Below are 26,336 nucleotides of genomic sequence, written 5' to 3'. Positions count from 1 at the left end.
GAAACCGTTTTAATAATGACAAAAAAACATAGCGCTATTCTAGGTATTTTACTTCTGGCTGTTTTACTAGTCGCTAATAATAGCTCAGCCGCTACAAATCAAAGCCAAAGCCAAAGCCAAAAAAACAAGCATAAGCACAAACGTAAATACAAACAGCACACCTTGGTAGTGACCTCAACGGCTTACACCATGAGAGTCGAAGAGACAAAAAAAGGCCATGTGGGTCTTACTGCTTGGGGAGATCAACTCAAACCTGGGATGAAATCCCTCTCCGTCTCTCGGGATTTAATTCGCCTTGGCTTAGATCACGGCACTCAGGTAAGGATTGAAGGGCTACCCAGCGTTTATATTGTGCGGGATAAAATGAATAAACGCTGGAAGAAAAAAATTGATATTTTTATGGGTAATGATGTGGCCGCTACCCGTAAATGGGGTAAGCGCCAAGTGACGATTCACTGGCAAAGTCCGCTTAAAAAGTAAGGCGATCTATTTTTTATCTAATGAAGCAATTACTTGATCTGTCAAATGAGGAAGCAAAAACTCATTTTTTAAAGAACACTAGCTATCTCACCTGCGACTTACCCCCTCATCTAACCTTTGAACCCATCTTGAACGAGGTTGATTCTATATTAAACGGCCAGGACTACTGTAAATTCCAATTCAAAGATAAACCAGCACCTTCTATTCCAAACGTAAATTATACGTTGTTAATGAGTAAATATGGGCGGCTTTCTTGGCGACCCATTGAGCTGATTCACCCGGTACTGTACGTCTCTCTAGTCAATACTATTTGTGCAAAAGACAATTGGGATCGCTTAAAAAAACGTTTTAATAAACTTAAAGAGAGCTTTATTGAATGCCATAGCCTGCCCGTCATCTCTACGGATCGCAAAACTGGTAGGGCAGTGCTGATTACAAATTGGTGGGAAAAAATTGAGCAACAATCCCTTATCTATTCCTTAGAATTTAGCTATTTATTGCATACTGATGTCGCAAATTGCTATGGCTCTCTTTATACCCATAGCATTGCTTGGGCTATTCATGGTAGAGATGAAGCAAAAGAACATAAAAAACCTAAAAATAAGAATGATGATCTGCTTGGAAATAAAATTGATAAGCATATTCGAGCAGGCCGCTATGGGCAAACTAACGGGATCAGCCAAGGTTCAATATTAATGGATTTTATTGCGGAACTGATGCTTGGCTATGTGGATGAAAAAATCGATGAAAAATTAGAAGAAAAAGAAAAAGAGAATGCTCGAATACTTCGATATAGAGATGATTATCGCATCTTTACCAATAGCCGTGGACAGGCGGAGAAAATTCTCAAAACGATTAGTGATTGCTTGCGAGAAGTGGGCATGACCCTTAATACTGCAAAAACAGTAGCCTCTAGCAATATAGTCGAAAGTTCAATTAAACCAGATAAACTAGCTGCCATTACATCTCAATATTTCAGAGAAAAAAGAGAGAAAACAGCTAATGTTCAAATGCAGTTATTACAGATCCATGCCTTTGGGCAGCAGTTTACCAATAGCGGAGCATTACAGCGCCTAGTCAGTGCGTTTGATAGTGAATTTGATAATGATCAAAACAATCTATTCACAGAAAATTTACACCGCCCAGCAGTAGAAGTGCTCATTGCAATCACTACCGATATAGCATTTACCTCACCGAGTACTTTTCCAAGGGTTGCCCGAATCTTAAATCGGTGGCTACCTCTAGTACCCGATGATCAAAAACAACCCATTTGGGAAAAGATACAAAAGAAAATTAAACGTATACCCCATAATGGGTATATGGAAATTTGGCTACAACGAATTGCAAAGCCAAATGAGCTTGAATTTGAAAGTAATGAGCCTATCTGTCAAATTGTCGATGGGAAACCCGCTAGTTTATGGGAAGATTGCTGGATTCAAAATGATGAGTTGAAAAAAATCATGGATGATACCCCCAAAATTATTGATAAAGATGAGCTTAGTAAGTCAAAACCAATTATCCAACGAGAAGAAGTAGAGTTATACGAACAGCAGATCGAACAGCAGAGTTAATGTTAGTAGCCCTCCACATAACAACACACCTAAATAAACATCCTAATTAAAATTAAACAGATCCATGAGTATCTGCTTTCCAGCGATAGTGAGCTACCCATAGCTGAATCCAAGGAACTTAATAGAAATTGTAAGCGCTCATAATTTAGGCTTTTTTTATCTCAATCAGCTATAAGAAAGGGAATCATCATATTATTTTATTTATCGCCCTATTTATCTTTTTTCTTAAAATATACTTTCCGCTAGCGCTAAAAAAATAACTCAAAAAAACCTAACAACTCCTTATAATGAGCATGCTAATATGGGAATCCAAACTTAAGCGTTACGGGGATAACCCAAAGGAAGCAAAGATGACCGAAATAACTGAAGAAAAAGAAATTTGGAGCGGTACCCCATCACAAATCGTTAATCTTTCCACATTCATTATCTGCGGTTTATTTTTTTGGCTGATCATTCCACTTTTCATCATCTTGTGGCAATGGCTTGTGGTTAAAAACACACAATATGAATTGACCACTCATCGGCTAAAGATCCGCCAAGGCGTTATCAATAAAAAAATGGATGATCTAGAGCTTTACCGGGTTCGGGACTATAGCCTAGAGCAGCCGCTTTTATTGCGGTGGTTTGGCCTTGAAAATATTATATTACAGACATCTGATAGAACAGACCCAGTAGTTATTATTCGAGCCGTTAAAAATGGCGAGGAGTTACAAGGGAAAATTCGAGAAGCAGTTGAGGCTTGTCGGGCTAAAACCCAAGGTGTTCGGGAAGTGGATGTGGAGCAATAATTGTTCTTACATTTCGTGCTATTTTGTTATACCGTAGTAAAAATCACGCAATACACTAACAGAGTTGAGAGGAATTAAATGACACCATTTAATTCCTCTTATTAAATAAGCCTCCCAAATCTCCCTCCTGCTTTATCAAGCGCCTTCGAATATAATTTTCTACTCTGAATACGTTAGAACATGAAAATTTAAAGTTATTCCACTCAAAATATAGCAGTAATGGAATCCTTAAAGTTAAGAAAACGACGATAATCACACGGCCTGATCCCATAAAAATACAGAAAAAAATTTTGTAAACACCTTATAATGGGTCGCATTTTTGAAGATATAAAGGAAACCACTGCGATTTATCAATCCTATATATAGATGAATAGCTTGATATAGCAGGATATAACAGTACAAATAATAGAGAATGGTTTAGAAAGGAAGGAAGATACTTTTATGCTTAAGCGTTTATATTTTTTATTGACTATAGCCAGCCTACTTATAGCGGCCTGTTCATCTGGACCAGCACGCACTTACGCTAAGGGTAATCATAAAGGTTCAGTATGGAATGTTGATGGGGATTTTAACGAAGGCAGCAATAGCTTAAAGATATACATTAATGGCTACAAAGCTATCTCTGGCAGGTTATCGTTTTTTGGCGATACAGCGATTATGAATGGTGAGTATCAAGGCGAAGAAGCCTCTGCCCACTGCCGCCGTAGAGGAGGCACCTATAGTGACTATGTACGGTGCACTGTTTTCGTTAATGGCCAAAAAGCCGCAACAATACAGTGGTGAAAGGGCTGATACATTTAATCTTAGCAATTAGGGCAGTAAGCAGTCAGTAACAATCCTATATTTATTTTAATAGGCACTGCCCTATTATGCCGTTGCCTATAGATTGTCTATGCAAGCATCTTCTAAGTAGCGGGTAATCTAACCAAAGGATCTGGGAATCTTTCCCGTTCCTTCGGTATATGCTGTACTTATCGTAAAAGGATCGATATCTGATCCTCTAGTTTTTCTCTCAGATCTTTACCTTAATCTGTACTATCTTATCATTATGCAAATCACCCAAGGAGGTGCATAGTGAGCAATAAAAAAGTTTATAACGGTAGCTGTTTTTGTGGCGCAATTCAATTCACTGCCACTGGTGAACCCGAGGCAATGGGATATTGTCATTGCGAATCTTGCCGAAAATGGTCAGCAGGTCCTGTAAATGCCTTTACTTTATGGAACCCCGAGGCCGTGCAAATTACTCAAGGAATAGAGCATATTGGCACTTATCATAAGACCCCAAAGAGCTACCGTAAGTGGTGTAAGGTATGTGGCGGTCATGTGTTTACCGAACATCCTGAGATGGAGCTTGTCGATATATATGCAGCCGCTATTCCAGAACTCCCCTATCAACCTAGCCTCCATGTTCATTATCAGGAGGCAAAATTAAAAATTAAAGATGGATTGCCCAAGATCAAGGATATGCCAAAAGAGATGGGGGGATCGGGAATTACCGTAGCAGAATAGCAAGTAGCACATCAAGATTCTAGCCTGATTCTATAAGCATCAGGTTAAGTTTTATTTTTACAGAAGGATGGAAAAATTAATGAATGAGCGAGTATTAGCCTCTCTATCCAAAAAAGAACTGAGCATACCCAGCGGCTTACTTGAGCTTACGCCAGCATTTACGGTAATCATATATCCTCATTTCCTACACGTTTTTCACCACGCTGTAGGGGCAGCCGATTCTAGTACACCAATCATGTTTCCACTGGCGATATTATCGCTACTGGCCACAATTATGGTTCCGGTAACCGGCATTATCTTTGCTTGGAAATTCTCTAGCACTGCAAGCACCCGTAGACTAGCCTATGCCAGTGTCCTTTCACCCGCCCTCTATACCCTTCTTGGCACAACCGCTTATATGCTCCATAGCCCAATACCCGATGAGTGGATCTGGACTCTCCTATGGATTGGGTTTTCTTGGTTAGCACTTACCAAAGCTAATCTTGAAACGAGCGAGATCGAAAATGTCCCACATCGCCCCCGTATCACTCGCTGGCGGACGATACATGGTATCGGGGCGACTATAGCTGTAATTTTTATCTTTTTTCATTTAACGAATCATTTTTTTGGCCTTTTTGGCGCTCACTTACATGATCAGATCCGAAAAGCAGGAGAGATCGTCTATCAGTCGACTTTCGGTGAACCGATTCTTGTTGCGCTGTTTCTGTTTATGGCCGGCTCCGGGTTGCGGCTCATTTGGCACTGGAGCGCCGCAAGGCAGGATTTTTATCGCACCTTCCAGTTAGCCGCTGGCGCTTTTCTATTTGTTTTCTTGATGAGTCATATGACTGCTGTATTTATTCTTGCCAGAACCTATCTAGATATTACCCCTGATTGGATTTGGGCCACTGGAGGTAAGGCAGGAATCATTCATGATCCTTGGAATATTCGACTGCTCCCCTATTATCTGCTTAGTGTATTCTTTGCCCTCACTCACCTTGCTTCAGGAACACGGGTAGTTCTGCTCCATCAGGGTACTGAGCCAAGCTTTGCAAACCGTTTGTGGATAATCTCTACCGTTGTAAGCTTAGCTATTGCAGCCATTATTATTGCTGCTGTAACGGGAGTTAGAGTTTCAATTTAATTACAAATATACAGATTAAGATAAACGGCTCTACCTAAAGTACCTTGGCTTAAGGTAGAGCCAATTTCTCTGGTGTGAATTGGATAGATTCCTAATAGCCTATTTCAGAGTTCTAAGAAAATATATCACCTGAGAGGGTAAAAAGATGAAAACAATAACCCCTAAAGTGCTTACTTTGGTAGTACTTTTATTCACCCTCTTACTCCAAGCACAAACCACCACCCCTCCACCTCCTACCTTCCCCAGTACTATCCCTGAAAATGGCTTATGGTGGAGTCGACAAGATTCAGGTACTAGCTACAGTATTACCATACAAAACAGTCTGTTGTTTATGGTTGAAAATACCTATGATGAAAACGGTAATCCTACTTGGTTTACGGGATCTGTTCAGATTCCGGTTTTCTCATCAGAATCGGATGGGAGTAATCCATTGACAATTGATCTGATGGAATCAACTGGAGGTTCTTGTTCAGGTTGCTCTCATAAGGCACCGCAAACCCGTAATAGTGGAAAACAGATTATATTAAGCTTCTCTGATCCAAGCCATGGGCAGCTCACTACAGACGACAAGCAAGCCCCCATAGAACTATTTAATTTTAATTATGGCCAAGGCATTGCTAGGTTAGAGAGTGCTTGGGAGATTAACTACCAGCTTGCCTCAACGTTAATAGAGGGATTCAATAAAATTGGCACTAATTTCTCTCCTATTAGCTTTGATAGTAGTGGCAATTTAATCGGTGGATCAGACACTGTAATCGGTGAAGTGTCTTCTAGTATCTACTTGATCCATCAAACTGCTGATCCGGATATGTATTTAATTACCACTCAGCCAGGGTTCTCATCAAATCAATGCCGTGTAGGTATTTATATTTTAACAGGACTAAATGCCCTTATCGGTGTATATACCCTAGCTAATGCTGCCGATAACCCTCAAGGGATTGCAAATCAGCTTACCCTTATCGCTAAGGAGAGTTTTACTTCCCCTGACCCTAGTCAGGTACTTATATCAACGGCATTTCGAAGTAGTAATGTTATAAGTAAATTGATACTAGGCCCTCTTAATATATCGTTAGCCGATCTTGCATCTAAAATCGATCCTTTCCTAGATAGTGCTACTTTGGCAAATATAAAAAGTTTACTGCTCTCTTTAATAAATCAAAATGACTTATAGGAGGAGAACATGCCGACAGTAGATAGCACAGACTCTCGCAGTCACGCCATTGTGATTGGAGCTGGTATCGCCGGCCTGCTGGCGGCGCGAGTCTTGGCAGACTATTTCAAACGCGTCACTATTGTTGATAAGGACATTGAAACCCATACCCCCACCCCAAGAAAAGGGGTTCCTCAGGGTCAACACAGCCATCTGCTATTAGCCGGAGGTATTTCTGCGTTGGTTCAACTATTTCCTGATTTATTAACCGATTTAAAAAACCACGGTAGTGTTTTAGTAGATGCTTCTACTCAAGTGCAGTGGTTTCAGCATGGTTGCTGGAAATTATCTTCCGGCCGTAAAATCGAAGTATATTCACAGACCAGACCGCTGCTTGAATGGTGCCTAAAACATTCTCTAGCATCTCAGTATGCTATTCAATTCCTCAGCACTAGCTCTGTCATCAACCTACAGACTACCCCTGACAAACAGCGCATCATTGGGGTTCAAGTTCGATCGAAAGATGATGGAGGTATAAAAAACATTGCAGCCGATCTGGTTATTGATGCTAGCGGCCACGGGAGCAAAAGCCCCTTCTGGCTAGAAAAATTAGGCTACCCTAGGCTGAAAGAAGCTAAGGTAGGGATTTATTTAGGTTATGGCAGTCGCCTCTATCAGCCCCCGCTAAACTTTAAGCCTAACTGGAAACTCCTAGCCATTTATCCTCAAGCCCCGCTAAGTACTAAGTTTGGTGTTATCTTTCCTGTTGAGAAAGATCGCTGGCTAGTAACCTTAGGAGGCGTATTACGAGATTATCCACCAGAAGATGAGCAAGGATTTCTCCAATTTGCTCAAGCTTTAGATCATCCGAGTATTTATCAGGCTATTCAAAATGCCACCCCTTTAACTCCCGTAGCGAAATACCGACTCCCTACCTATACTCGTCGCTATTACGAACAGCTAAGAGAATTTCCTGAGAACTTCCTAGTGATAGGGGATGCTATATGTAACTTTAACCCCCTTTACGGCCAAGGGATAACTGTTTGCGCCCTTGAAGCAAATGCGCTAAACACCTGCTTACAGCAGGCTAACGAAGATCTCAGTCAATTATCCCAAAAATATTTTAAAAAAGCCGCTTATATCATTGATCATGCTTGGGAAATGGCCACCATTGCGGATTTTTTCTACCCTAAAACAGAAGGTAAACGGCCATGGGGACATCTCCTAATAGGTTGGTACAACACTCAGATCTTTCAACTATCGGCCTATGACCCAAAAGTTGCCACTACTTTCTACGAGGTGATACACTTTCTTAAATCACCCACTGCCTTATTCCATCCCTATATCCTGACAAAGGTTCTCCAATCGAGCCTAAAGTCTAGCGGTATAAGAAGTCAGATTAATAAAAATTAATTAACATGAATACTGATCCTTTGGTAACTGAAAAAAAAATACCTTTATCGCAAGACTCTCTAGGGAAAAGGTTCAAAATGATAATAGACAGCTTACCCCCAGAGAGCGTAACGCTGGCTGAAATTAGAGATCTGATTGGGCAAGATGGCCTGATGCTCTTTACCGCTTTTCTGACCTTAATTTTCATGGTGCCGGTATCCATCCCTGGGGTGAGCACTGTGTTTGGCACCGCCATCCTGCTGATTGGAATTAGTCGTCTCTTTGATCGCAAGTTATGGTTGCCTAGCGCCATTGAAAAACGAGTAATATCCACCCAAGCGCTTCGTGCTACCCTAAACCGTAGCCTAATATGGATTGACCGCTTAGAGCGCATTAGCCGTCCTCATCGCCTTCGCTGGCTAACCTCTCAAGGCTTAATGGAGATCGTTAATAACGGTGCTTTAATCTTAGGCGCTATCCTGCTCATAGCTCCCTTTGGATTTATTCCCTTTAGTAACACTTTTCCAGCCTTAGCTTTACTTTTCCTCGCCATTGGTTTGTTGCAGCAGGATGGTATCAGCATTCTTTTTGGGCACTTGGCTAATTTGGCCACCATCATCTATTTTACGGCGCTTATCGCTACTGGCGGTGCGGCCATTCATGAAGCTTTTCAATATTTTTTCGGGTAAATAATCCTGTAACTAGGTGCCGCTTACCCACGTTAAATAGTTATATAACCCGTTTTTATATTTAACTTAAATTAAATTTAGTTAAGAGGATTTTCTTCCACTTAATTTTTTTTCTCCTAACCGACAAATCATTTTCCATCGTTAAAAAACAGGAGAAAAATGAAAAAGATCATAGCACTAATTTTAGCCCTTATCACCACGGTCGCCTATGCAGATCCAGAAAGTGGATGGTGGTGGAACCCTCACCGGTTTTAATATAGAAAATCAACAAGGCACTTTATTTATTGCTAGATTTGATACAGAAGGCTGGTATTCAAGCTCAACCACATTTGGTGCATACAACAAAGCACAAGATATAGCCATGGCAGAGCAAGGCGGCAACACCATAGAAAACCTACATATCACCTTTAAGGATAGATAGAAGCCATGCTCAGGTGACTTGGAAGTCTGAGACATTTAACATCGAGCGGTTTAATTTTGCCTATGGGCAAGGGTTAGATAGCCTAGCAGGTCAATGGTATATTTTTGTTCCTACAGGACCATCACTTAAAATACAAACATCTAGCACCCTCAGCCTCTCTAGACCTCTCAACGGTGCGATTAATGGAACTATACTAGATACCGGGCAAGCGGTGATAGTGATAGCTTCTGACTTTACTGAAGGATATAACTACGTTGCCATTATATCGCCCGCCACAGTCGCTGCTTTTAATCTCACCGGTCAAGATACCGTACAGGGGATAGGAGGGAACATAACTGCTACCTCTGATCCAACAAATGCTGACGCGCTTAAAAAAATGATACAGGATGCATTAAGAAATCATGTAGATATGACCGGCCTTAGAGTTAAATAAGCGATACATCAAAGCCCCCACAGTCTTGGGGCTACTGGTGGGGCTACTCGCGCGTGCTTTTTATCCACTAGGATGAGCAAAAAAAGCGCCTAGCTAAACCAATAACGATTATTTAGATAACCATAGGTGATATAATGGATTATCCATCCATGACAAATAATAAACCTGTCCTAGCATTGGTTGTATTGGTGTTGATCTGGGGTTATAGCTGGATAGTCACAAAACAGGCACTGTTCTGGAGTGCGCCACTGGATTTTGCTGCACTACGCTCAATATTCGGGGGTTTATGCCTGTTACCCGTGATTATCTGGCAAGGTGGATCATTGCAACCCCTCTATATCAAATCTATGCTCTGGCTTGCTCTATTGCAGACTGTTGGCTTTTTAGGCTGCTCTGCACTCGCTTTAGCTGAAGGGGCGGTGGGTAGAAGTATAGTACTGGCTTATACCATGCCGCTATGGGCCGTCATTTTTGCCGCTTGGTTTTTAGGCGAACGCTTATACCATTTACAATGGCTTGCCCTTGGGCTAGCAAGCTTAGGTTTGATAGGTATTATCAACCCTTGGGAAGCTAATTTCACCCTAGCGAGCACTTTATTTGCGCTAGCAGCGGGGCTATGGTGGGGTATCAGCGTAGTGGTCTCTAAGCGGCTAAAACTTAATAATACCCTAGAGCTACTTAATGTTACTGCTTGGCAAATGCTATTGGGGGGTATCTTACTTGAAGTACTCGCCTATTTTATACCCAGCAAACCTATCACCTGGAACGCACCTTTTCTCTGGGCATTAGCTTATGCCGCTATTCTAACTAGCGCCCTTGGTTGGTTACTTTGGCTTTATGTATTGCAGAAACTATCCGCTAGCGTAACGGGCTTAAGCTCGTTAGCGGTGCCTGTTATCAGTATGGCGCTTGCTTGGCTCATCTTAGACGAAATACCCACACTCGGAGAAATGGTAGGCATGTTGCTTATCCTTACAAGCTTAACGATCCTGAGTCTAGCCGCGTTACGGTACCGATCTTAATGGAATGTCTATTATTTCATATTTTTCTTAACATGAATCACGGTTTAAAGAATCCCCATAAACCGCTAGCGTATTATGCCGATAATATACTTACCCTATCCTCCAGAATTGATGGGCATAGACCCATATCCAATTTATGTGAGCGCAAAAAACAGCTTTTAAAATAAAGGCTATTAATAGAAGTTTTATGAAGAAAAAATACGCTTTCATTTCTTTTATCGGATTTTTAATCTTATTTTTAGATCCAGCGATGGTAATCGCAAGCCCCGACAATCCCCCTTTCATCCTATCTATAAAGGATAATTCATTAAGCTTTAAAGGATATGATGCCCTTTTAGGTGAAGTGTTAAAAGAATTAGGACGACAAGCTAAAATTAAAGTTTATGTCTCTGAGTCTGCTGCTAACGAAAAAATATCTATCTCCTTTAACGATTTCCCTTTAGTACAGGGCCTAAAGTCAATCTTAAGAGGAGAAAACTATATTCTCGCCTACGAGGAATACGGGCAAGATGCCATACCCAAAGTATCAGAGATTAGAGTCTTACCTATCGCAGAATCCAAGGCGACCCCTCCTTCAGCATTAAACGCTGGTATTTCTCCTAGGGGAAACAGACCCAGAGGAAGGTAATTAAGAGTCGATAAGCGCTCTATCAATAATTTTATCATATAAGATACTGATTTTTTTATAAAATTATAAATACATACTGTCCTGCTAACCTCATTACCTTTCATAAAAATCCGTATATATTCTTGATTCTATTCGTTCCCTCTTACGATTTTATAGCTATATCCATTTAAGGTTATTACAAATCTAAACTTTTAAGGTAATTTAAATATAGCGCTGTAACGCTCTAGTAGGATTTGAGCTATTTAAAGACAAATAAGAAACACTCCCCATAACTCTTTTATAGACTTAAAAAGTGATATAGGTCACATTTCTAGCAGCAGGGACTATTAATTAAAAGTTAATTAATTCTAAACTACAGATGCATTCTAACTTTAAAGGATAGCGATAAAATGAGTATAAGGAAAATAAGCGGTTCTCTCTCAATTATTCTGGTAGCAACAGCCTCTTTTTCTCTCATTTTCAGTCAATCTTCTTACGCCAAAGATAAATGGGAGGAGGGTACTGCTACTATAGGCAATAATAAGGATCAAAAAAACTGCCCAGTTGGTGCTTCCGCAACAGCTCGGGAACAGGGTTGTGGTCATAGTGTCTGTACTACTGCCAAAAATAAAGCAAAAGCTAATTTACTAGCTCAATACCCATCCTGCGGCCCTTACATCCACGCCACTAGCCCATGTCTCAAAGGTCCTGGCTGTAGAGACTAAATTAACTTATCCAATTTAAGGAGTAAGTAATTACCATGCCTGATTATAGTTTGCAATTGCTGATTGATGAAAAAGATCTGCCTGTTATTAAAGGAGCGGGGCAATACATCACATTGGCCAAACCAGTAAACAGTAATTCCCCTAATGTTATCTGGCTCTCTGTTGATCCATTCTCTAGTACTGAAGTTTCTTGGCAAGAACAATATGGCATATATGCCTCTACAACTGCAGTTCAGCAAGGCGCCACTATCACAAAGTTATCAGAAACTGGCATTCCAGCCCAAGACGGTGCTTACTATACTTTAAGTGCAAGTGCGGTGTTTACTGGCCCATACTTTAACGAAAGTGTTCCCGCGGGCACTTGGGCAGCACAGAATAGCGTGCCATACAGCCAGTACCAATCTTTGACATTTGGATTGAGTCAGAGCGCATTAGTTAATCAAAAGCCTATAAACAGGAAACCGCTTTCTGCAGCATCGGTACTGGCAAATCAGTCTATAGAGATGACCCCCTTTACTAACATCTACGTTTGGTTACAAGCTGTATTTTCTAGTGAAACTATTATTAGCAGAATTATAGGAAAATATACTATAGCTCGCTTTGGTAATGGAGTTAATAATATTACCCTTAAGTACGAACCAAATCTTGGCGTGTTCGTGCCCTACACAAATGGCCAATTCCAACGTGAGAGCTCTTTGGTTACTCTTAACTTACCCCTTGTGGCTTAATATGGTAAAAACAATACTATAAGACTCCTTAAATTATCTATAAGAAAAGCTAGATCTAGATTTAACAACTAATCTAGCTTTTCTTATTTCTTATCTTAGTCTCTCTAAATGAGAAAACCTCTTGTAAGACTGATAAAAAATTCTAGTCAATTGATTATATTCAAAAGGTGTTGCTCTATTATCTATCCATTTATAAAGCCTTCAAGGGTAAATTCAGCTATGTTAAATGAATGGATAACTATCAGCTATCTATAGCAAGACTTATGCCCCCCTTTCTTATTTTCTAGAAATAATCCTTTCCTAATAGTTTAGAGGCGCACGCCTAATTATTAAGTAGGGATAATTAAAATATCGCTGACCTATCCTATAATCTACTACTTTAGCAGTTTCGATTTAATTAAAAGGTAATTTTACTTTACCTCCTATTAAGTCCTTCCTACTAGTAGAGTATCTTCATCAAGGCTGGCATAATTTAGAATATAGAAAACCCATTTTTAACTCTAACCTTTGGATTTTAATTCACCATGTTAATTTTTGAATCCTCCCGCCCAGGCCGCTATCCTCGTACTCAGGCCCCTAAAGAAATTGCCCCTATAGACGATTTACCGGCACAATTTCTACGCACAAAACCACCCGCATTACCTGAGGTCTCCGAGCTGGACGTAGTACGCCACTACACCCAGCTATCTCAAAAAAACTTTTCTATTGACACTCACTTTTACCCATTAGGCTCCTGCACCATGAAATACAATCCGCGAGCCTGCCATACATTAGCTAGCTTACCGGGTTTCTCGGAACGACACCCCGCTACCCCTGAGCTTTTCAGCCAAGGATTTCTAGCGTGTCTTTATGAATTACAGGAAATTCTAGCAGCAGCGACAGGAATGCAGGAGATGAGTCTTGCGCCTATGGCAGGGGCTCAAGGAGAGTTTAGTGGTGTAGCCATGATTCGCGCCTATCACGAAGCTCGTGGTGATAAGGAAAGAACTGAGATGTTAGTCCCAGATGCTGCCCATGGAACCAACCCAGCCACTGCTACAATGTGCGGTTTTCAAGTACGAGAAATCCCTACTAACCAGCAAGGTGATATAGATCTAGAGGCGCTACGCAAAACCCTAGGCCCTAAGACAGCGGGCATTATGCTGACCAATCCTTCAACGCTAGGGATATTTGACCGTAATATTAAAGCGGTCGCTGAAAGTGTTCATAACGTGGGTGGGCTACTCTATTATGATGGAGCGAACTTAAATGCGATTTTAGGTAAGGTAAAACCAGGAGATATGGGCTTTGATGTGATACACCTCAATCTCCATAAAACCTTTGCCACGCCCCATGGTAGCGGTGGCCCTGGCGCAGGCCCCGTAGGGGTAGGTAAAAAATTACTGCCCTTTCTTCCTATACCTCGGGTCGGAAAAACCGAGGATGGAACCTATCGCTGGTTCACTGAAGAGGACTGCCCCCAGAGCATCGGTCGCCTCTCTGCTTGGATGGGTAACGCCGGAGTGCTCCTTCGCGCTTATATTTATATACGCTTGCTTGGCCGTGAGGGGATGAAACGGGTTGCTGATTTCTCTGCGCTTAATGCTAATTATTTATCTAAATGTCTTACCAAAGCCGGTTTTGATCTAGCCTACCCAAGCCGCCGCGCTAGCCATGAATTTGTAATCACACTTAAACGCCAAGCAAAAGAGCTAGGTGTTACTGCCACTGATTTTGCTAAACGCTTATTAGATCTAGGTTTTCATGCCCCTACAATTTATTTCCCCTTGTTAGTACCAGAATGCCTACTCATTGAGCCTGCAGAAACAGAAAGTAAGCAAACGCTTGATTTTTTTGTAGAGGCTATGAAGCAAATTACAAAAGAAGCCCAAGAAAGCCCAGAGCAACTTAAGCTAGCCCCCTATACTTTACCTGTGCGCCGTCTTGATGAAGTTAGGGCAGCACGAGAGTTAGATCTGGCTTGGAAACCGGCGCCATAATTAAAGCGTACCCAGATCAATAAAATCACTCAGGAAAAACCATGACTGCTTTAATTTGCGGATCTTTTGCCTATGACACGATTATGGTATTCCATGATCAGTTTAAAAACCATATTCTCCCTAACAAGGTGCATATCCTTAATATTTCCTTTCTAGTCCCTGAATTACGACGAGAATTCGGAGGCTGTGCAGGTAATATTGCCTATAATCTAAATTTACTCAAAGGCAACCCTTTGCCAATGGGCACTGTAGGCAATGATTTTGACCCTTATCAAGAATGGTTAGATCGATGGAAAATTCCTTGCCAACATATACGCTTAATTGAAAATACCTATACAGCTCAGGCTTTTATCACCACGGATAGAGATAATAATCAGATCACGGTTTTTCATCCTGGAGCTATGAACTATGCCCATGAAAACCAAATAGCCACAGCTGAAGGAGTCAATATTGGCATTGTAGCTCCTGATGGGCGAGCAGGTATGATTGAACACGCCCAGCAATTCCATGAAGCTAAGATTCCGTTTATTTTTGATCCAGGGCAAGGATTGCCTATGTTTAATAAAGATGAGTTATTAGAATTCAGCAAACAGGCTACTTGGGTTGCCCTTAATGATTATGAAGCGCAGCTATTCCAAGAGCGCACAGATTTATCCATCCAGCAGCTTACTAAACAAGTGGAAGCTTTAATTATTACCCGCGGAGCAGAAGGATCTGACATTTACACCCAAGGAAAATGCCTTAAAATCCCAGCAGCTAAAGCAACTACCCTTGCTGATCCAACAGGTTGCGGAGATGCTTACCGAGCCGGCCTACTCTATGGGCTTTCTCATAAAATGGACTGGGAGACTACGGGTCGGATTGCCTCTCTTCTAGGCGCCATTAAAATAGAACATCATGGAACCCAGAACCACTATTTTGAACTCACCGCATTTTGGGATCGATTTGAGGAAAATTTCAATTACCGGCCTTAGTAAACCAACTGCTTCTTAAAAGATTCAATATGGGTTATGGGGGCTGAGCAGGTTTGTCCACTACAGATATAAGCAGTTACTGATTTTCCTATGGGATTATATTTTTTCAGTTGCCCCAATAAACCTTGTGCCTCAATAGGAATTGCTAAAGTTATTCGCTTTGGGTCATAACTAGCTGTAGCTATATCCTGCCATGATTTCAAAGCCTCCTGAGATCCCCTCAGAATAATAATCTGAGGAGGATAACACCACTCTTCTAAAGCCTTAAGCAAACTACAATGAGCATGAGGGGTACGTTGAATACTAGACCAACTTGCCTTTAAAGATCGCTCAGCCGCTTCTAAATAACGCATCTCACCTAGTAAATGCCCCAGTCGGATCAAATTTAAAGCCATCACCCCATTCCCAGCTGGGGTAGCGTTATCCATCAAAGGGATAGGACGATGGATTAAAGTTTCATGATCATCGGCGGTAAAGTAAAAAGCACCTTGGCTTTTATCTTCAAAGTGATTCAGTACTACATCAGTAAGTTGTACTGCAAAAATTAAATCCTCATCCTGCCAGCGCGTTTGTAACAGTGTTAATAAAGCATCAATCAGAAACGCATAATCATCTAAATAGCCTCGATGCTGCGCTCGACCGTCCTTATAGCTTACCAATAAACGGCCATCTTGCCACAAATGGTTACGGATAAAATTTAGCGCCTGCTCAGCTGAAGTAATAAAATTCCCCTGATTTAATACCTGGCCTGCCGTTGCCATCCCCTTAATCACTAAGGCATTCCATGCCGTTAAAATTTTATCATCTCTACTGGGGCGTACGCGGCTTTCTCGAGCTATAAATAGCTTTTGCCTCACTACTTCCAGTTTTTCTTGTACCTTATCAATAGGTAAATCCTGCTCTTGGGCCAAAATTTTTATAGTAGTATTAAGGCATAAATGCCATTGACCTTCGAAATTTGCCGACTGATCAAAACCAAAATAGCGAGCTGCTAAAAAATATTCATCCTTATCTAGGATTAATCGCACCTGATCTTGCGTCCAGACATAGAATTTACCCTCATGACCTTCAGAGTCGGCATCCAGTGAAGAATAATACCCTCCTTTAGAAGATTGCATCTCTCGCTTAATCCAGTGTCCCATTTCTATCAACACTTGATGATAAAGTTTATCCTTACAAAGGCGATAAGCATCGGCATACAGGGTTAATAACTGTCCATTATCGTATAGCATTTTCTCAAAATGAGGGATTTGCCACTTTGTATCCACTGAGTAGCGATAAAATCCACCACCAAGCTGATCATAAATTCCCCCTTGAGCTATATGATCTAGAGTTAATTTCATCTTAGCTAGCGCTTGCTGTTGGGATTCATCTCCTAGATACTCTCCTTTTACATCACGTAAATACCGTTCAATGATAGTTGGGTTGGGAAATTTCGGTGCACCCTTAAGACCCCCATAATCGGAATCGAAGGACTGGGTCAATTGCTGCTGAGCCAGCTTTAATGGGGTAATGTTCAGTACCTTTGCTGAATCTTGTCTATGGCTGTCTCTAAAAGCAGCTAATAGTTGGCTATTTTGTGAATGAATTTCAGTCCTATGGGTACGGAAATACTCAGCTATCCGCTGCAATAAATCCTTAAACCCAGGTAAACCATAGCGCCCTTCCGGGGGAAAATAAGTACCACCAAAAAATGGAGCTTGATTCGTTGGCTCTAGAAACATAGTCAGGGGCCATCCCCCTGGGCGAGCTGTTAGCATTTGCTGAGCTAGCTGATAGATTTGATCAAGATCAGGTCGCTCCTCTCGATCTACCTTGATATTGATAAAATAATCATTCATCATAGCTGCGGTATCCGCATTCTCAAATGACTCATGAGCCATCACATGACACCAATGGCAAGCAGAATAGCCAATAGAGAGCAAAATAGGTTTATCTTCTCTACGGGCGCGTGCTAACGCTTTCTCACCCCAAGGGTACCACTCCACTGGATTATCCATATGTTGTAGTAAATACGGACTGGTTTCTTTTTGTAGATGGTTTTTCACTAATAAGGCGGGCATAATAATTTTTTAGCTAAATATAAAGAGGCATCTTAACTAGGTATTAAAGAACCAATGACTTTATAGAAGCAAGAAGTTACCAAACATAGATAGCTTTAATATCTATTAGTAAGGCACCACAAGCTATTCTTCTTTCACTGTAGGATCACTGGTAAAATCAAGCAAAGACTTATTTTACCTACACGGGTAAAATCTAATTCTGCACATTAATACATAATAAATGAACCAATCAATAGTGCTTAAAACTATATGCAAGAAACAATAGAATTAAGCGCAATTCTCCCTTCTGGGCTAGCTGGAAAACGATTAGATCAAGCACTAGCTTGCGTATTTCCTACCTATTCCCGTACACGACTTCAGCAATGGATTAAACAAGGGAAAATAAGAGTCAATAACACTCTAGCGTACCCTCGATATCCTGTCTTAGGTGGAGAACATATAGTATTAATTGCTGAAACTGAGGCTGAAGTAATTTGGCGGGCCCAGCCACTACCCTTAAATATTGTTTATGAGGATGAAGCCATTATTGTGGTTAATAAACCCGCTGGTCTTGTGGTGCACCCGGGGGCAGGTAATCATGATGGTACCCTAGTAAATGCACTACTAAATCATGCCCCTGAGCTAGAGGTTATTCCGCGTGCTGGCATTATTCATCGCCTAGATAAAGACACAACAGGTCTTTTAGTGGTGGCCAGAACTCTTTCAGCTCATCATATTTTAGTACGACAATTACAAACACAGCAGATCAATCGCGAATATCGCGCTATTACTGCAGGTGTCATGACAGGAGGAGGATCTATAAACGCACCTATCGCCCGTCATTCAATTAATCGTAAGAAAATGGCAATAGCTTCCCTAGGAAAACCTGCAGTTACTCACTATCGGATATTAACTCGCTTTTGCGCTCATACTTATGTGGCTTGCATTCTTGAAACAGGGCGAACTCATCAGATTCGGGTTCATTTAGCCCATATTAATTACCCTTTATTAGGAGATCCACTATATGGAAAACGTTTACATACCCCTATAGGAAGCAGTGAAAAAGTCATTACTGCCTTGCGTAATTTTAAGCGTCAAGCGTTACATGCCATTCACCTAACACTTACTCACCCAATCACGAATCAGAAGATTAGCTGGGAGGTACCTCTTCCCAGAGATATAGCGGATTTACTTATTTTGCTTGAAGAAGATCAACAGCAAAAATCACACGCTTAGATTACCTTAATTAATCTATAGGGTATTAATTTAGCACAGTCATACATAATTCCATTAAACTATCTGGAAAAATACCTAATCCTAGCATAACGAGACCATTAGCGCTTATACACCAACGGAAATCAGCTCTAGCACTAATAGGAAGAGACACTATTTCTGCAGGCTTATCAAAATACATGAACTTAATAACACGAAGGTAATAAAAGGCACCTATAACAGAGGATATGACTGCAATTATAGCTAACCAAACTAATCCTTTATCTACAACCGCCATAATCACCGCCCATTTTGCATAAAAGCCTACAGTAGGAGGAACGCCCGCCATAGCGAACATAAGAATTAACATCATGAACGCAAACCAAGGGCTACGCTCATTCAGCCCTTTAAAATCTTCCAAGCGATCGGCCTCAAAACCAGCTCGAGAAAGAAGGATAATCATACCAAAGCTCCCAAGACTCATCAAAGCGTACACAATAATATAAAACATAGCAGAAGCATAACCTGCACCAGTGCCAGATAAAACTCCTAAGAAAAGAAATCCCATGTGAGTTATAGCAGAATAAGCTAGCATCCGCTTAAGATTACTCTGGGCAATAGCAACAATATTCCCAAGCCCCATAGAAAGTACGGCAAGGATTACCAACATACCCTGCCATTGTGCCTGTACTCCTCCTAGCGCATCTATCAATAGACGCATAAGCATAGCAAACGCAGCAATTTTGGAGGCTGTACCAATATAGAGAGTAACCGCAGTAGGGGCGCCATGATAAACATCAGGTAACCACATATGAAAAGGCACAGCACCAAATTTAAATGCCAGCGCTACTACAATAAAAACAACCCCAAACACCAAAACTTGGCTAGTACTAGTACTTTCCTGTATCGATGCTGCTATATCTGAAATTTGAAGGCTACCTGTTACTCCATAAATCATCGACATGCCATATAACAGCATCCCTGAAGCTAGAGATCCAAGTACAAAAAACTTCATCCCCGCCTCAGTGGCTTGGCTATCATTCCGGTGCAGGGCAACCATAGCGTATTGGCTAAGAGAAAGTAGTTCTAGTCCTAAGTAAAGAATTAGAAAATGATGAGCTGATGCCATCACTATCATCCCTAGCATCCCAAAAAGGCCAAGAACATAATATTCACCTCTACTTAGGTTTCGAACTTGTAAATATTCCCGAGAATACAAAAATACCATGAAGACAATTAAATAAATAAACAATTTCAAAGTATCACTTAGGGAATCTCTAATGTAACTATTATTAAAAGTAGTGTTTTGAGAATCAAAGTCAAAATAATAACAAGTCACCAATGCTGCAAGAACTAATGTGATTTGAGTAATTCCATATGCGACTTTGCCGTCTTGCGTACGACTATATGCAACTGCTAGTAAGAGTATACATCCCATCCCTAGAATTAAAATCTCTGGCAACGCGGGTAGGAAATTGGGTATATCGAAGCTCATTGTGTTATTTTTTTCAAAACGCAAAAAATACAGAATTCTGCAGTTTATAATTTATGTTAATTTTGATAATACCATCTGGGATAATAAATGCTCTATAGAAGCATGCATCACTTCCAATAGGGGTTGAGGCCATATACCAAGTAATAATACTGCTATAGCTAAAAACCCTAAAACTAGAAATTCCCGTGAATTCAGATCTTTCAAAGCAGCTACATTATCATTAGCGACCTCACCAAAAATCACTCGTTTGATCATCCAAAGAGAATATGCAGCGCTCAAAATTAAGGTGATCGACGCAAAGAAAGCATACCAAAAACTTGCTTGAAAACTCGCTAAGATTACCAAAAACTCCCCAACAAACCCTGAAGTACCTGGTAGACCCGTGTTTGCCATAGCAAATAAAACCCAAAAGGAAGCAAATATTGGCATTGTATTAACTACACCGCCATAATCTCCAATTATCCGAGTATGCATTCGGTCATATAAAACTCCAACACATAAAAATAGAGCAGCTGAAATTAATCCATGGGAAATCATTTGTACTAATGCACCTGCTAAACCTAAAGCCGATCCCTCTCCTACAGCGCCATCTCTAGCCAAAGCAAATGCAATAAACAATCCTAAAGTTACAAACCCCATATGAGCAACACTAGAGTAAGCAATTAATTTTTTAAGATCTGGCTGTACTATAGCTACTAAGCCAATATATATTATGGCAATCAGCGATAACGTAATAATAAACCAATTCAAAGCTAAGCTAGCGTCAGGAGCAATAGGCAAACTAAACCGTACTAAACCATAGGCACCTAGCTTTAAAGCAATTGCGGCTAAGATAACTGACCCCCCGGTCGGCGCTTCAACATGGGCATCTGGTAGCCAAGTATGTACTGGCCACATAGGAATCTTAATACCAAAAGCAAGTAAAAAAGCTAAGAATATTGCTATTTGCGCCTGCATATCTAAGGGTACTAGGTGAAATTCTAATATAGAGAAACTGCCAGTAACACTACGTAAATAAAGAATTGAGATCAGTAAAAAAACCGAACCTAAAAAGGTATACAGGAAGAATTTAAGTGTAGCGTAAATTCTGTTTGGTCCTCCCCAGATACCAATAATTAGGAATAGAGGAATGAGCGTACTCTCAAAAAAAACATAGAATAAAACTGCATCTAGTGCTGCAAAAGTACCATTCATTAATCCTTCCATGATTAGAAAGCTCGCCATATATTGAGCTAATTTGTACTTAGTAAACTTCCAGCCAGCTATAACAACAAGCACCGTAGAAAACGTAGTAAGAATAATTAAAGGCATGGAGATGCCATCAATTCCTAGATGGTAATAAACTTTAAAAGCTGTTATCCACGTAGCTTTTTCTTGAAATTGCATTGCAGCGGTGCTGGTATCAAAATCAATATAAAGCAGCCAGCTTACTATAAAAGTCAGCACTGAAAACAATAAAGAAAGCCAACGAATATAATCTTTACGATTGCTAACAGTTAATACTAGGATGCCTCCTATAATGGGCACCCAGATAACTAAAGATAGAAGCGGCAATCCAGTAACCATTCACCTATTCCCCATAAATCACGAAACCACCGATCAGGAGAAGTAACCCCAAAATCATAGCAAAGGCATAATGAAATAGATAACCTGATTGTAAATAGCGCATCGATTGAGCAACAATATTTATTATTCTTGCCACTCCATTAACAATTAAGCCATCAATCAATATTTGATCTCCAAAGTGCGAAAGCAGCTGGCCAATACGGCGAGACCCGCTAGCAAAAACAATTTCATTAAAACGATCAAAGCCATATTTATTACTTAAAGCCCAGTAGATAAAACTAAAGTGCGCGCGAATCCGATCAGGCAACTTGGGGCGAATAAGATATAAATACCACGCTGTAACAACCCCAGATATCGCTAAAATAAAAGGAATACCTTTAAAACCATCCAAAATAAATGCCATAGTCCCACTGTGAAGTTCGGGGCTCAGCCTTTCTAGTACATTATGATTTGGTAAGACTAGAATTGCTTTTCCGAAAAAATTATTAAACAAAATCTCCTCAATATAGATACCAGCTACCATAGAGGGTATAGCTAATAAAATTAGTGGAATAATAACTACTGCAGGGGATTCTTTAAGATGCTCTCGAGTATGCTCATCCGCTCGCTCTTCACCATGGAAAGTAAGAAATAGCATCCGAAAAGTATAAAAGGCTGTAATAAATACTCCAGAAATAACCATTACGTAAGCAAAACCCGCACCAGGAAGATTAGAAAGATGAACAGCCTCGATAATAGAATCTTTAGAGAAGTAGCCAGAAAATCCTGGAAACCCTATTAAAGCTAAAGCACCAATCATCATAGTCCAGTAAGTAAATGGCATGTATTTCTTTAATCCGCCCATTTTGCGCATATCTTGCTCGTGGTGCATAGCAATGATAACCGAGCCTGCTCCTAAGAAAAGAAGTGCTTTAAAAAAAGCATGAGTCATAAGATGAAAAATACTTGCTGCATAAGCAGAAATACCAAGCGCAACAGTCATATACCCTAGCTGGGATAAGGTGGAGTAGGCTATCACTCGCTTAATATCATTCTGTACAACGCCTACAGCCCCCATAAAAAAGGCGGTAGCCGATCCGATAATTAAAACAACGCTTAAAGCAGTTTCTGACATCTCGTAGATAGGTGACATACGAGCTACCATAAAGATACCTGCGGTCACCATAGTAGCTGCATGGATAAGAGCTGATATAGGCGTTGGACCTTCCATCGAATCAGGTAACCAAACATGCAATGGCATCTGAGCTGATTTACCCATCGCCCCAATAAATAGTAAAATACCTATTACTGTAGGTACTGACCAAGCGGTATTCGGCCAAATAGAAATCGTTTTTTCCTGCAATTCGGGTGCAGCTGCGAACACCTCTACATAATCCAAGCTACCCGTATACATCAACACACAAGCGATCCCAAGTAAGAACCCAATATCCCCTACCCGATTTACAAGAAAAGCTTTTAAATTAGCATAAACGGCTGATTCTCTCTTATACCAAAAACCTATCAACAAGTAAGATACTAAACCTACAGCCTCCCAGCCAAAGAATATCTGAAGAAAATTATTGGCCAGCACTAGCATCAGCATAGAAAAAGTAAAAAGCGCAATATAGCTAAAAAACCGCTGATATCCCGGATCCTCTGCCATATAGCCAATAGTATAAATATGAACCATTAAGGAGACGAAAGTCACAATTACCACCATTAACGCGCTTAATGGATCAACAAGAAATCCAATCTCTAAGCGTAAATTACCAACAGCCGCCCAAGTATAAACAGCCTCATTATAAGTAGCCCCCTCCATTATCACTTGAGTAAAAATAATAAGAGATAGTAAAAACGCAGCCGCTACACCGGCAATAGTAATACGATGAGACCATATGCGGCCAATACGCTGCCCAAATAGGCCAGCCATAATGCTACCGATTAGAGGTGCAAGCACAATTCCAAGAGTTTGGGCTTCCATCTTAGTCTAGCCCTTCAACTTATCCCAATCACTCACATTAATCACCTGTCGATTACGGAATAAAGTTACAAGAATCGCCAGCCCTATCGCACTTTCCGCTGCAGCTACTGTGAGTATAAAGAAAACAAAAACCTGACCTTCAATATCTCCAAGAAAATGAGAAAAGGCTATAAAGTTCATATTAACAGCCAATAGCATAAGCTCAATAGACATCAGGATAATGATAATATTCTTTCGGTTGAGAAAAATTCCTGCAACAGAAAGGCAAAACAATAATGCTCCTAGAATCAGGCAATCCGATAATGTGATCATTATTAATAGTTTAACTTATTTTTGGATTTTCTCAGCAGTCATCTTTATCAATTTAACCCGATCTCGGCGCTGCACTCGCACCTGTTGCGCTGGATCTTGGGATTTATTAGCACGGCGTCGCAAAGTTAAGGCAATAGCTGCTACGATAGCCACAAGAAGAATTACAGAAGCTAGCTCAAAAGGGTAAACATAAACAGTATAAAGCAGCCTTCCCAATTCTTTTGTATTGCTGTAATCAGCTTGATGAGGAATTGGCGCAACAAATTGTTTGAGATCAAGGTTCTTTGGTCTAAGTACTGCGATCATTTCGAAAATAATCAATGCCGATACTAAAATTCCTACTGGTAAGTATTGGGTAAATCCCTCCCGTAATGAGGTAAAATTAATATCCAGCATCATTACTACAAATAGAAATAGAACCATTACCGCGCCAATATAAACTAATATTAACACAATAGCTAAAAATTCAGCTTCTAATAAAAGCCAAATAGCGGCACTGGTAAAAAAAGCCAAGATTAGAAATAGCACCGCACGCACAGGATTACGTACAGTAATAACCATAATTGCTGCAGATAGTAAAATAATAGAGAAAATATAAAATAAAGCTTTTTCCATAAACAGTTAGACTCTACTGATTAACGATAGGAGGCATCAGCAATCCTATCAGCAGCAACCTGAGATTCGTATTTATCACCAAGCGCTAATAACTGCTCTTTATGAAGGATATGTTCACCTCGCTCTTCAAAGTGATAATCCATAACCCGAGTAAGTACAATTGAGTCAACTGGGCACGACTCCTCACAAAAGCCGCAATAAATACACTTAAAAAGATCAATGTCATAACGAGTCGTACGCCGAGTCCCATCATCCCGTTGCTCAGAATCAATAGTAATAGCTAAAGCTGGGCAAACAGCTTCGCACAGTTTACAGGCAATACAACGCTCCTCACCATTAGGATAACGTCGTAAAGCATGAAGACCTCGAAAGCGAGGTGATTGAGGTGTCCGTTCCTCCGGAAATTGAACTGTAATCTTTTTTGTAAATAAATAGCGTCCAGTCAGCTTAAGACCGAGCAGCAATTCCCAAAGTAAAAAACTTTTAATATAAGCGCGCAAAGTATTCATGGCTATCTATATTATCCTTTATACAAACCAAGGGCCTATGTGAGCAATTCTAGCCCCCCCTACTAATAATAGCCAAATAATAGTAATAGGGATAAATATTTTCCAACCAAGGCGCATAATTTGATCATACCGATACCGAGGAAAAGTAGCTCGAAACCAAAGATACAAAAACAAAAATACAGCTATTTTAATTAGAAGCCATGCTATTCCTGGTATACCTTTAAACATGGCTTCTAACGCTGTTCCCTGAAATGGAGATAACCATCCCCCCAAAAACATCAGAGAAGCTAAAGCCGATACCATAATCATCTCAATATACTCAGCAAGGAAGAAAAGAGCAAAAGCCATGCCAGAATACTCTACATGAAACCCAGCAACAATTTCCGATTCTCCTTCTGCTACATCAAAAGGTAAACGATTAGTTTCTGCTACCCCAGAAATAAAATAAATTATAAACAGCGGGAATAACGGCAGCCAAAACCAATGCCAAATACCACCTTCTTGGGCACCTACTATTTTTCCAAGATTAAGGCTTCCGGCTGCAATTAACACTCCTACCAATGCAAATCCCATTGCAATTTCATAAGATACCACTTGAGCAGCAGAGCGCATTGCCCCTAAAAAAGCATACTTAGAATTAGAGGCCCAGCCTGCTAAAATTACACCATATACGCTCATAGAACCAATAGCTAGAATATAAAGTAGTCCAGCATCAATATCTGCTAGTACTAAGTGAGCATCAAACGGGATAACCGCCCAAGTAGCAAGAGCCGGAGCAATAGCAAGTATAGGAGCCAATAAAAATAAGAACCGATTAGCGCTCGAAGGGATAATAATCTCTTTAAGCAGAAGCTTAACTACGTCCGCAATAGGTTGCAGCCAACCACGAGGCCCAACCCGATTTGGGCCTATCCGACCTTGCATATAGCCGATGATCTTCCGTTCAGCAAAAGTCAGCCACGCTACTGTTAAGATTAGCGGTAAAACAATAGCAATGATCTTGATTAGAATGGAAAGCAAGGAGCTAAACATAT

26 protein-coding genes are annotated in these 26,336 nt (G+C 40.6%); 18 read left to right on the top strand and 8 right to left on the bottom strand.

Annotated elements, in window-relative coordinates; genetic code table 11:
- Positions 1–15 precede the first annotated feature (15 nt).
- The 17 genes from TAO_RS02235 (at position 16) to TAO_RS02155 (ending at position 15,591) form a co-directional block, all read left to right on the top strand.
- Positions 16–480 carry a 3D domain-containing protein gene (locus TAO_RS02235; RefSeq protein WP_096526426.1) on the top strand — a complete coding sequence of 155 codons (465 nt, stop codon included), beginning with the start codon at positions 16–18 and terminating at the stop codon, positions 478–480.
- A gap of 20 nt (positions 481–500) precedes the next feature.
- Entirely contained in the window at positions 501–2,051 is a 1,551-nt protein-coding gene (locus TAO_RS02230) for an RNA-directed DNA polymerase (RefSeq protein ID WP_096526425.1), read from the top strand.
- Between the two features lie 350 nt (positions 2,052–2,401).
- On the top strand, positions 2,402–2,839 hold the full coding sequence (locus TAO_RS02225) for a PH domain-containing protein (protein WP_096526424.1): 438 nt from the start codon (positions 2,402–2,404) through the stop codon (positions 2,837–2,839).
- A gap of 441 nt (positions 2,840–3,280) precedes the next feature.
- A complete protein-coding gene (locus TAO_RS02220) occupies positions 3,281–3,622 on the top strand; it encodes a hypothetical protein (RefSeq protein WP_096526423.1) in 342 nt (113 codons plus the stop codon).
- Between the two features lie 291 nt (positions 3,623–3,913).
- Positions 3,914–4,348, top strand: a complete 435-nt coding sequence (locus tag TAO_RS02215) for a GFA family protein (protein WP_096526422.1) — start codon at positions 3,914–3,916, stop codon at positions 4,346–4,348.
- Positions 4,349–4,427: 79 nt separating this feature from the next.
- Entirely contained in the window at positions 4,428–5,471 is a 1,044-nt protein-coding gene (locus TAO_RS02210; RefSeq protein WP_096526421.1) for a hypothetical protein, read from the top strand.
- A gap of 145 nt (positions 5,472–5,616) precedes the next feature.
- Positions 5,617–6,642: a hypothetical protein gene (locus TAO_RS02205; RefSeq protein WP_096526420.1), complete on the top strand. Its 1,026-nt coding sequence runs from the start codon at positions 5,617–5,619 to the stop codon at positions 6,640–6,642.
- A 9-nt stretch (positions 6,643–6,651) separates the two neighbouring features.
- On the top strand, positions 6,652–8,034 hold the full coding sequence (locus TAO_RS02200; protein WP_096526419.1) for an FAD-dependent oxidoreductase: 1,383 nt from the start codon (positions 6,652–6,654) through the stop codon (positions 8,032–8,034).
- Between the two features lie 77 nt (positions 8,035–8,111).
- Positions 8,112–8,702 carry an exopolysaccharide biosynthesis protein gene (locus tag TAO_RS02195; RefSeq protein ID WP_197702502.1) on the top strand — a complete coding sequence of 197 codons (591 nt, stop codon included), beginning with the start codon at positions 8,112–8,114 and terminating at the stop codon, positions 8,700–8,702.
- Between the two features lie 208 nt (positions 8,703–8,910).
- Entirely contained in the window at positions 8,911–9,123 is a 213-nt protein-coding gene (locus TAO_RS02190; RefSeq protein ID WP_096526417.1) for a hypothetical protein, read from the top strand.
- Between the two features lie 13 nt (positions 9,124–9,136).
- Positions 9,137–9,556 carry a hypothetical protein gene (locus TAO_RS02185; protein ID WP_096526416.1) on the top strand — a complete coding sequence of 140 codons (420 nt, stop codon included), beginning with the start codon at positions 9,137–9,139 and terminating at the stop codon, positions 9,554–9,556.
- 149 nt (positions 9,557–9,705) lie between these two features.
- On the top strand, positions 9,706–10,578 hold the full coding sequence (locus TAO_RS02180; RefSeq protein WP_172419044.1) for a DMT family transporter: 873 nt from the start codon (positions 9,706–9,708) through the stop codon (positions 10,576–10,578).
- Positions 10,579–10,765: 187 nt separating this feature from the next.
- Positions 10,766–11,206: a hypothetical protein gene (locus TAO_RS02175; protein WP_096526414.1), complete on the top strand. Its 441-nt coding sequence runs from the start codon at positions 10,766–10,768 to the stop codon at positions 11,204–11,206.
- A gap of 389 nt (positions 11,207–11,595) precedes the next feature.
- Positions 11,596–11,910, top strand: a complete 315-nt coding sequence (locus TAO_RS02170) for a hypothetical protein (RefSeq protein ID WP_096526413.1) — start codon at positions 11,596–11,598, stop codon at positions 11,908–11,910.
- A gap of 35 nt (positions 11,911–11,945) precedes the next feature.
- The gene (locus tag TAO_RS02165; RefSeq protein ID WP_197702501.1) at positions 11,946–12,638 is read left to right on the top strand and encodes a hypothetical protein; all 693 of its coding nucleotides are present in this window, start codon (positions 11,946–11,948) and stop codon (positions 12,636–12,638) included.
- Positions 12,639–13,162: 524 nt separating this feature from the next.
- Entirely contained in the window at positions 13,163–14,617 is a 1,455-nt protein-coding gene (gene gcvPB, locus TAO_RS02160) for an aminomethyl-transferring glycine dehydrogenase subunit GcvPB (RefSeq protein WP_096526412.1), read from the top strand.
- A 41-nt stretch (positions 14,618–14,658) separates the two neighbouring features.
- Positions 14,659–15,591, top strand: a complete 933-nt coding sequence (locus TAO_RS02155) for a carbohydrate kinase family protein (protein WP_096526411.1) — start codon at positions 14,659–14,661, stop codon at positions 15,589–15,591.
- On the opposite strand, the gene TAO_RS02150 is transcribed toward TAO_RS02155, so the two are convergent.
- Complete coding sequence (locus TAO_RS02150; protein WP_096526410.1) at positions 15,588–17,654, bottom strand: thioredoxin domain-containing protein; 2,067 nt, start codon at positions 17,652–17,654, stop codon at positions 15,588–15,590. The genes TAO_RS02155 and TAO_RS02150 overlap by 4 nt on opposite strands.
- A 249-nt stretch (positions 17,655–17,903) precedes the next feature.
- Here TAO_RS02150 and rluD point away from each other — a divergent pair, with 249 nt between their 5' ends.
- A complete protein-coding gene (gene rluD, locus TAO_RS02145) occupies positions 17,904–18,869 on the top strand; it encodes a 23S rRNA pseudouridine(1911/1915/1917) synthase RluD (protein WP_096526409.1) in 966 nt (321 codons plus the stop codon).
- A 25-nt stretch (positions 18,870–18,894) separates the two neighbouring features.
- Here rluD and nuoN read toward each other — a convergent pair whose 3' ends face one another.
- Genes nuoN through nuoH form a run of 7 tightly spaced genes read right to left on the bottom strand, consistent with a single transcriptional unit; the run spans position 18,895 to position 26,334 of the window.
- A complete protein-coding gene (gene nuoN, locus TAO_RS02140) occupies positions 18,895–20,340 on the bottom strand; it encodes an NADH-quinone oxidoreductase subunit NuoN (protein ID WP_096526408.1) in 1,446 nt (481 codons plus the stop codon).
- A gap of 51 nt (positions 20,341–20,391) precedes the next feature.
- A complete protein-coding gene (locus TAO_RS02135; protein ID WP_096526407.1) occupies positions 20,392–21,906 on the bottom strand; it encodes an NADH-quinone oxidoreductase subunit M in 1,515 nt (504 codons plus the stop codon).
- 4 nt (positions 21,907–21,910) lie between these two features.
- Positions 21,911–23,866: an NADH-quinone oxidoreductase subunit L gene (gene nuoL / locus TAO_RS02130; protein ID WP_096526406.1), complete on the bottom strand. Its 1,956-nt coding sequence runs from the start codon at positions 23,864–23,866 to the stop codon at positions 21,911–21,913.
- A gap of 6 nt (positions 23,867–23,872) precedes the next feature.
- Positions 23,873–24,178 (bottom strand): NADH-quinone oxidoreductase subunit NuoK, encoded by a 306-nt coding sequence (nuoK, locus tag TAO_RS02125; RefSeq protein WP_096526405.1) that lies wholly within the window; start codon positions 24,176–24,178, stop codon positions 23,873–23,875.
- A 15-nt stretch (positions 24,179–24,193) separates the two neighbouring features.
- Positions 24,194–24,793 (bottom strand): NADH-quinone oxidoreductase subunit J, encoded by a 600-nt coding sequence (locus TAO_RS02120; protein ID WP_096526404.1) that lies wholly within the window; start codon positions 24,791–24,793, stop codon positions 24,194–24,196.
- 20 nt (positions 24,794–24,813) lie between these two features.
- The gene (gene nuoI / locus TAO_RS02115; RefSeq protein ID WP_096526403.1) at positions 24,814–25,302 is read right to left on the bottom strand and encodes an NADH-quinone oxidoreductase subunit NuoI; all 489 of its coding nucleotides are present in this window, start codon (positions 25,300–25,302) and stop codon (positions 24,814–24,816) included.
- Between the two features lie 18 nt (positions 25,303–25,320).
- Complete coding sequence (nuoH, locus tag TAO_RS02110; protein ID WP_096526402.1) at positions 25,321–26,334, bottom strand: NADH-quinone oxidoreductase subunit NuoH; 1,014 nt, start codon at positions 26,332–26,334, stop codon at positions 25,321–25,323.
- Between the last annotated feature and the right edge of the window lie 2 nt (positions 26,335–26,336).

This window comes from Candidatus Nitrosoglobus terrae (assembly GCF_002356115.1).
Taxonomy (GTDB): domain Bacteria; phylum Pseudomonadota; class Gammaproteobacteria; order Nitrosococcales; family Nitrosococcaceae; genus Nitrosoglobus; species Nitrosoglobus terrae.
Note: the sequence above shows the minus strand (reverse complement) of the source record. Positions and strands in the feature narration are given on the sequence as shown.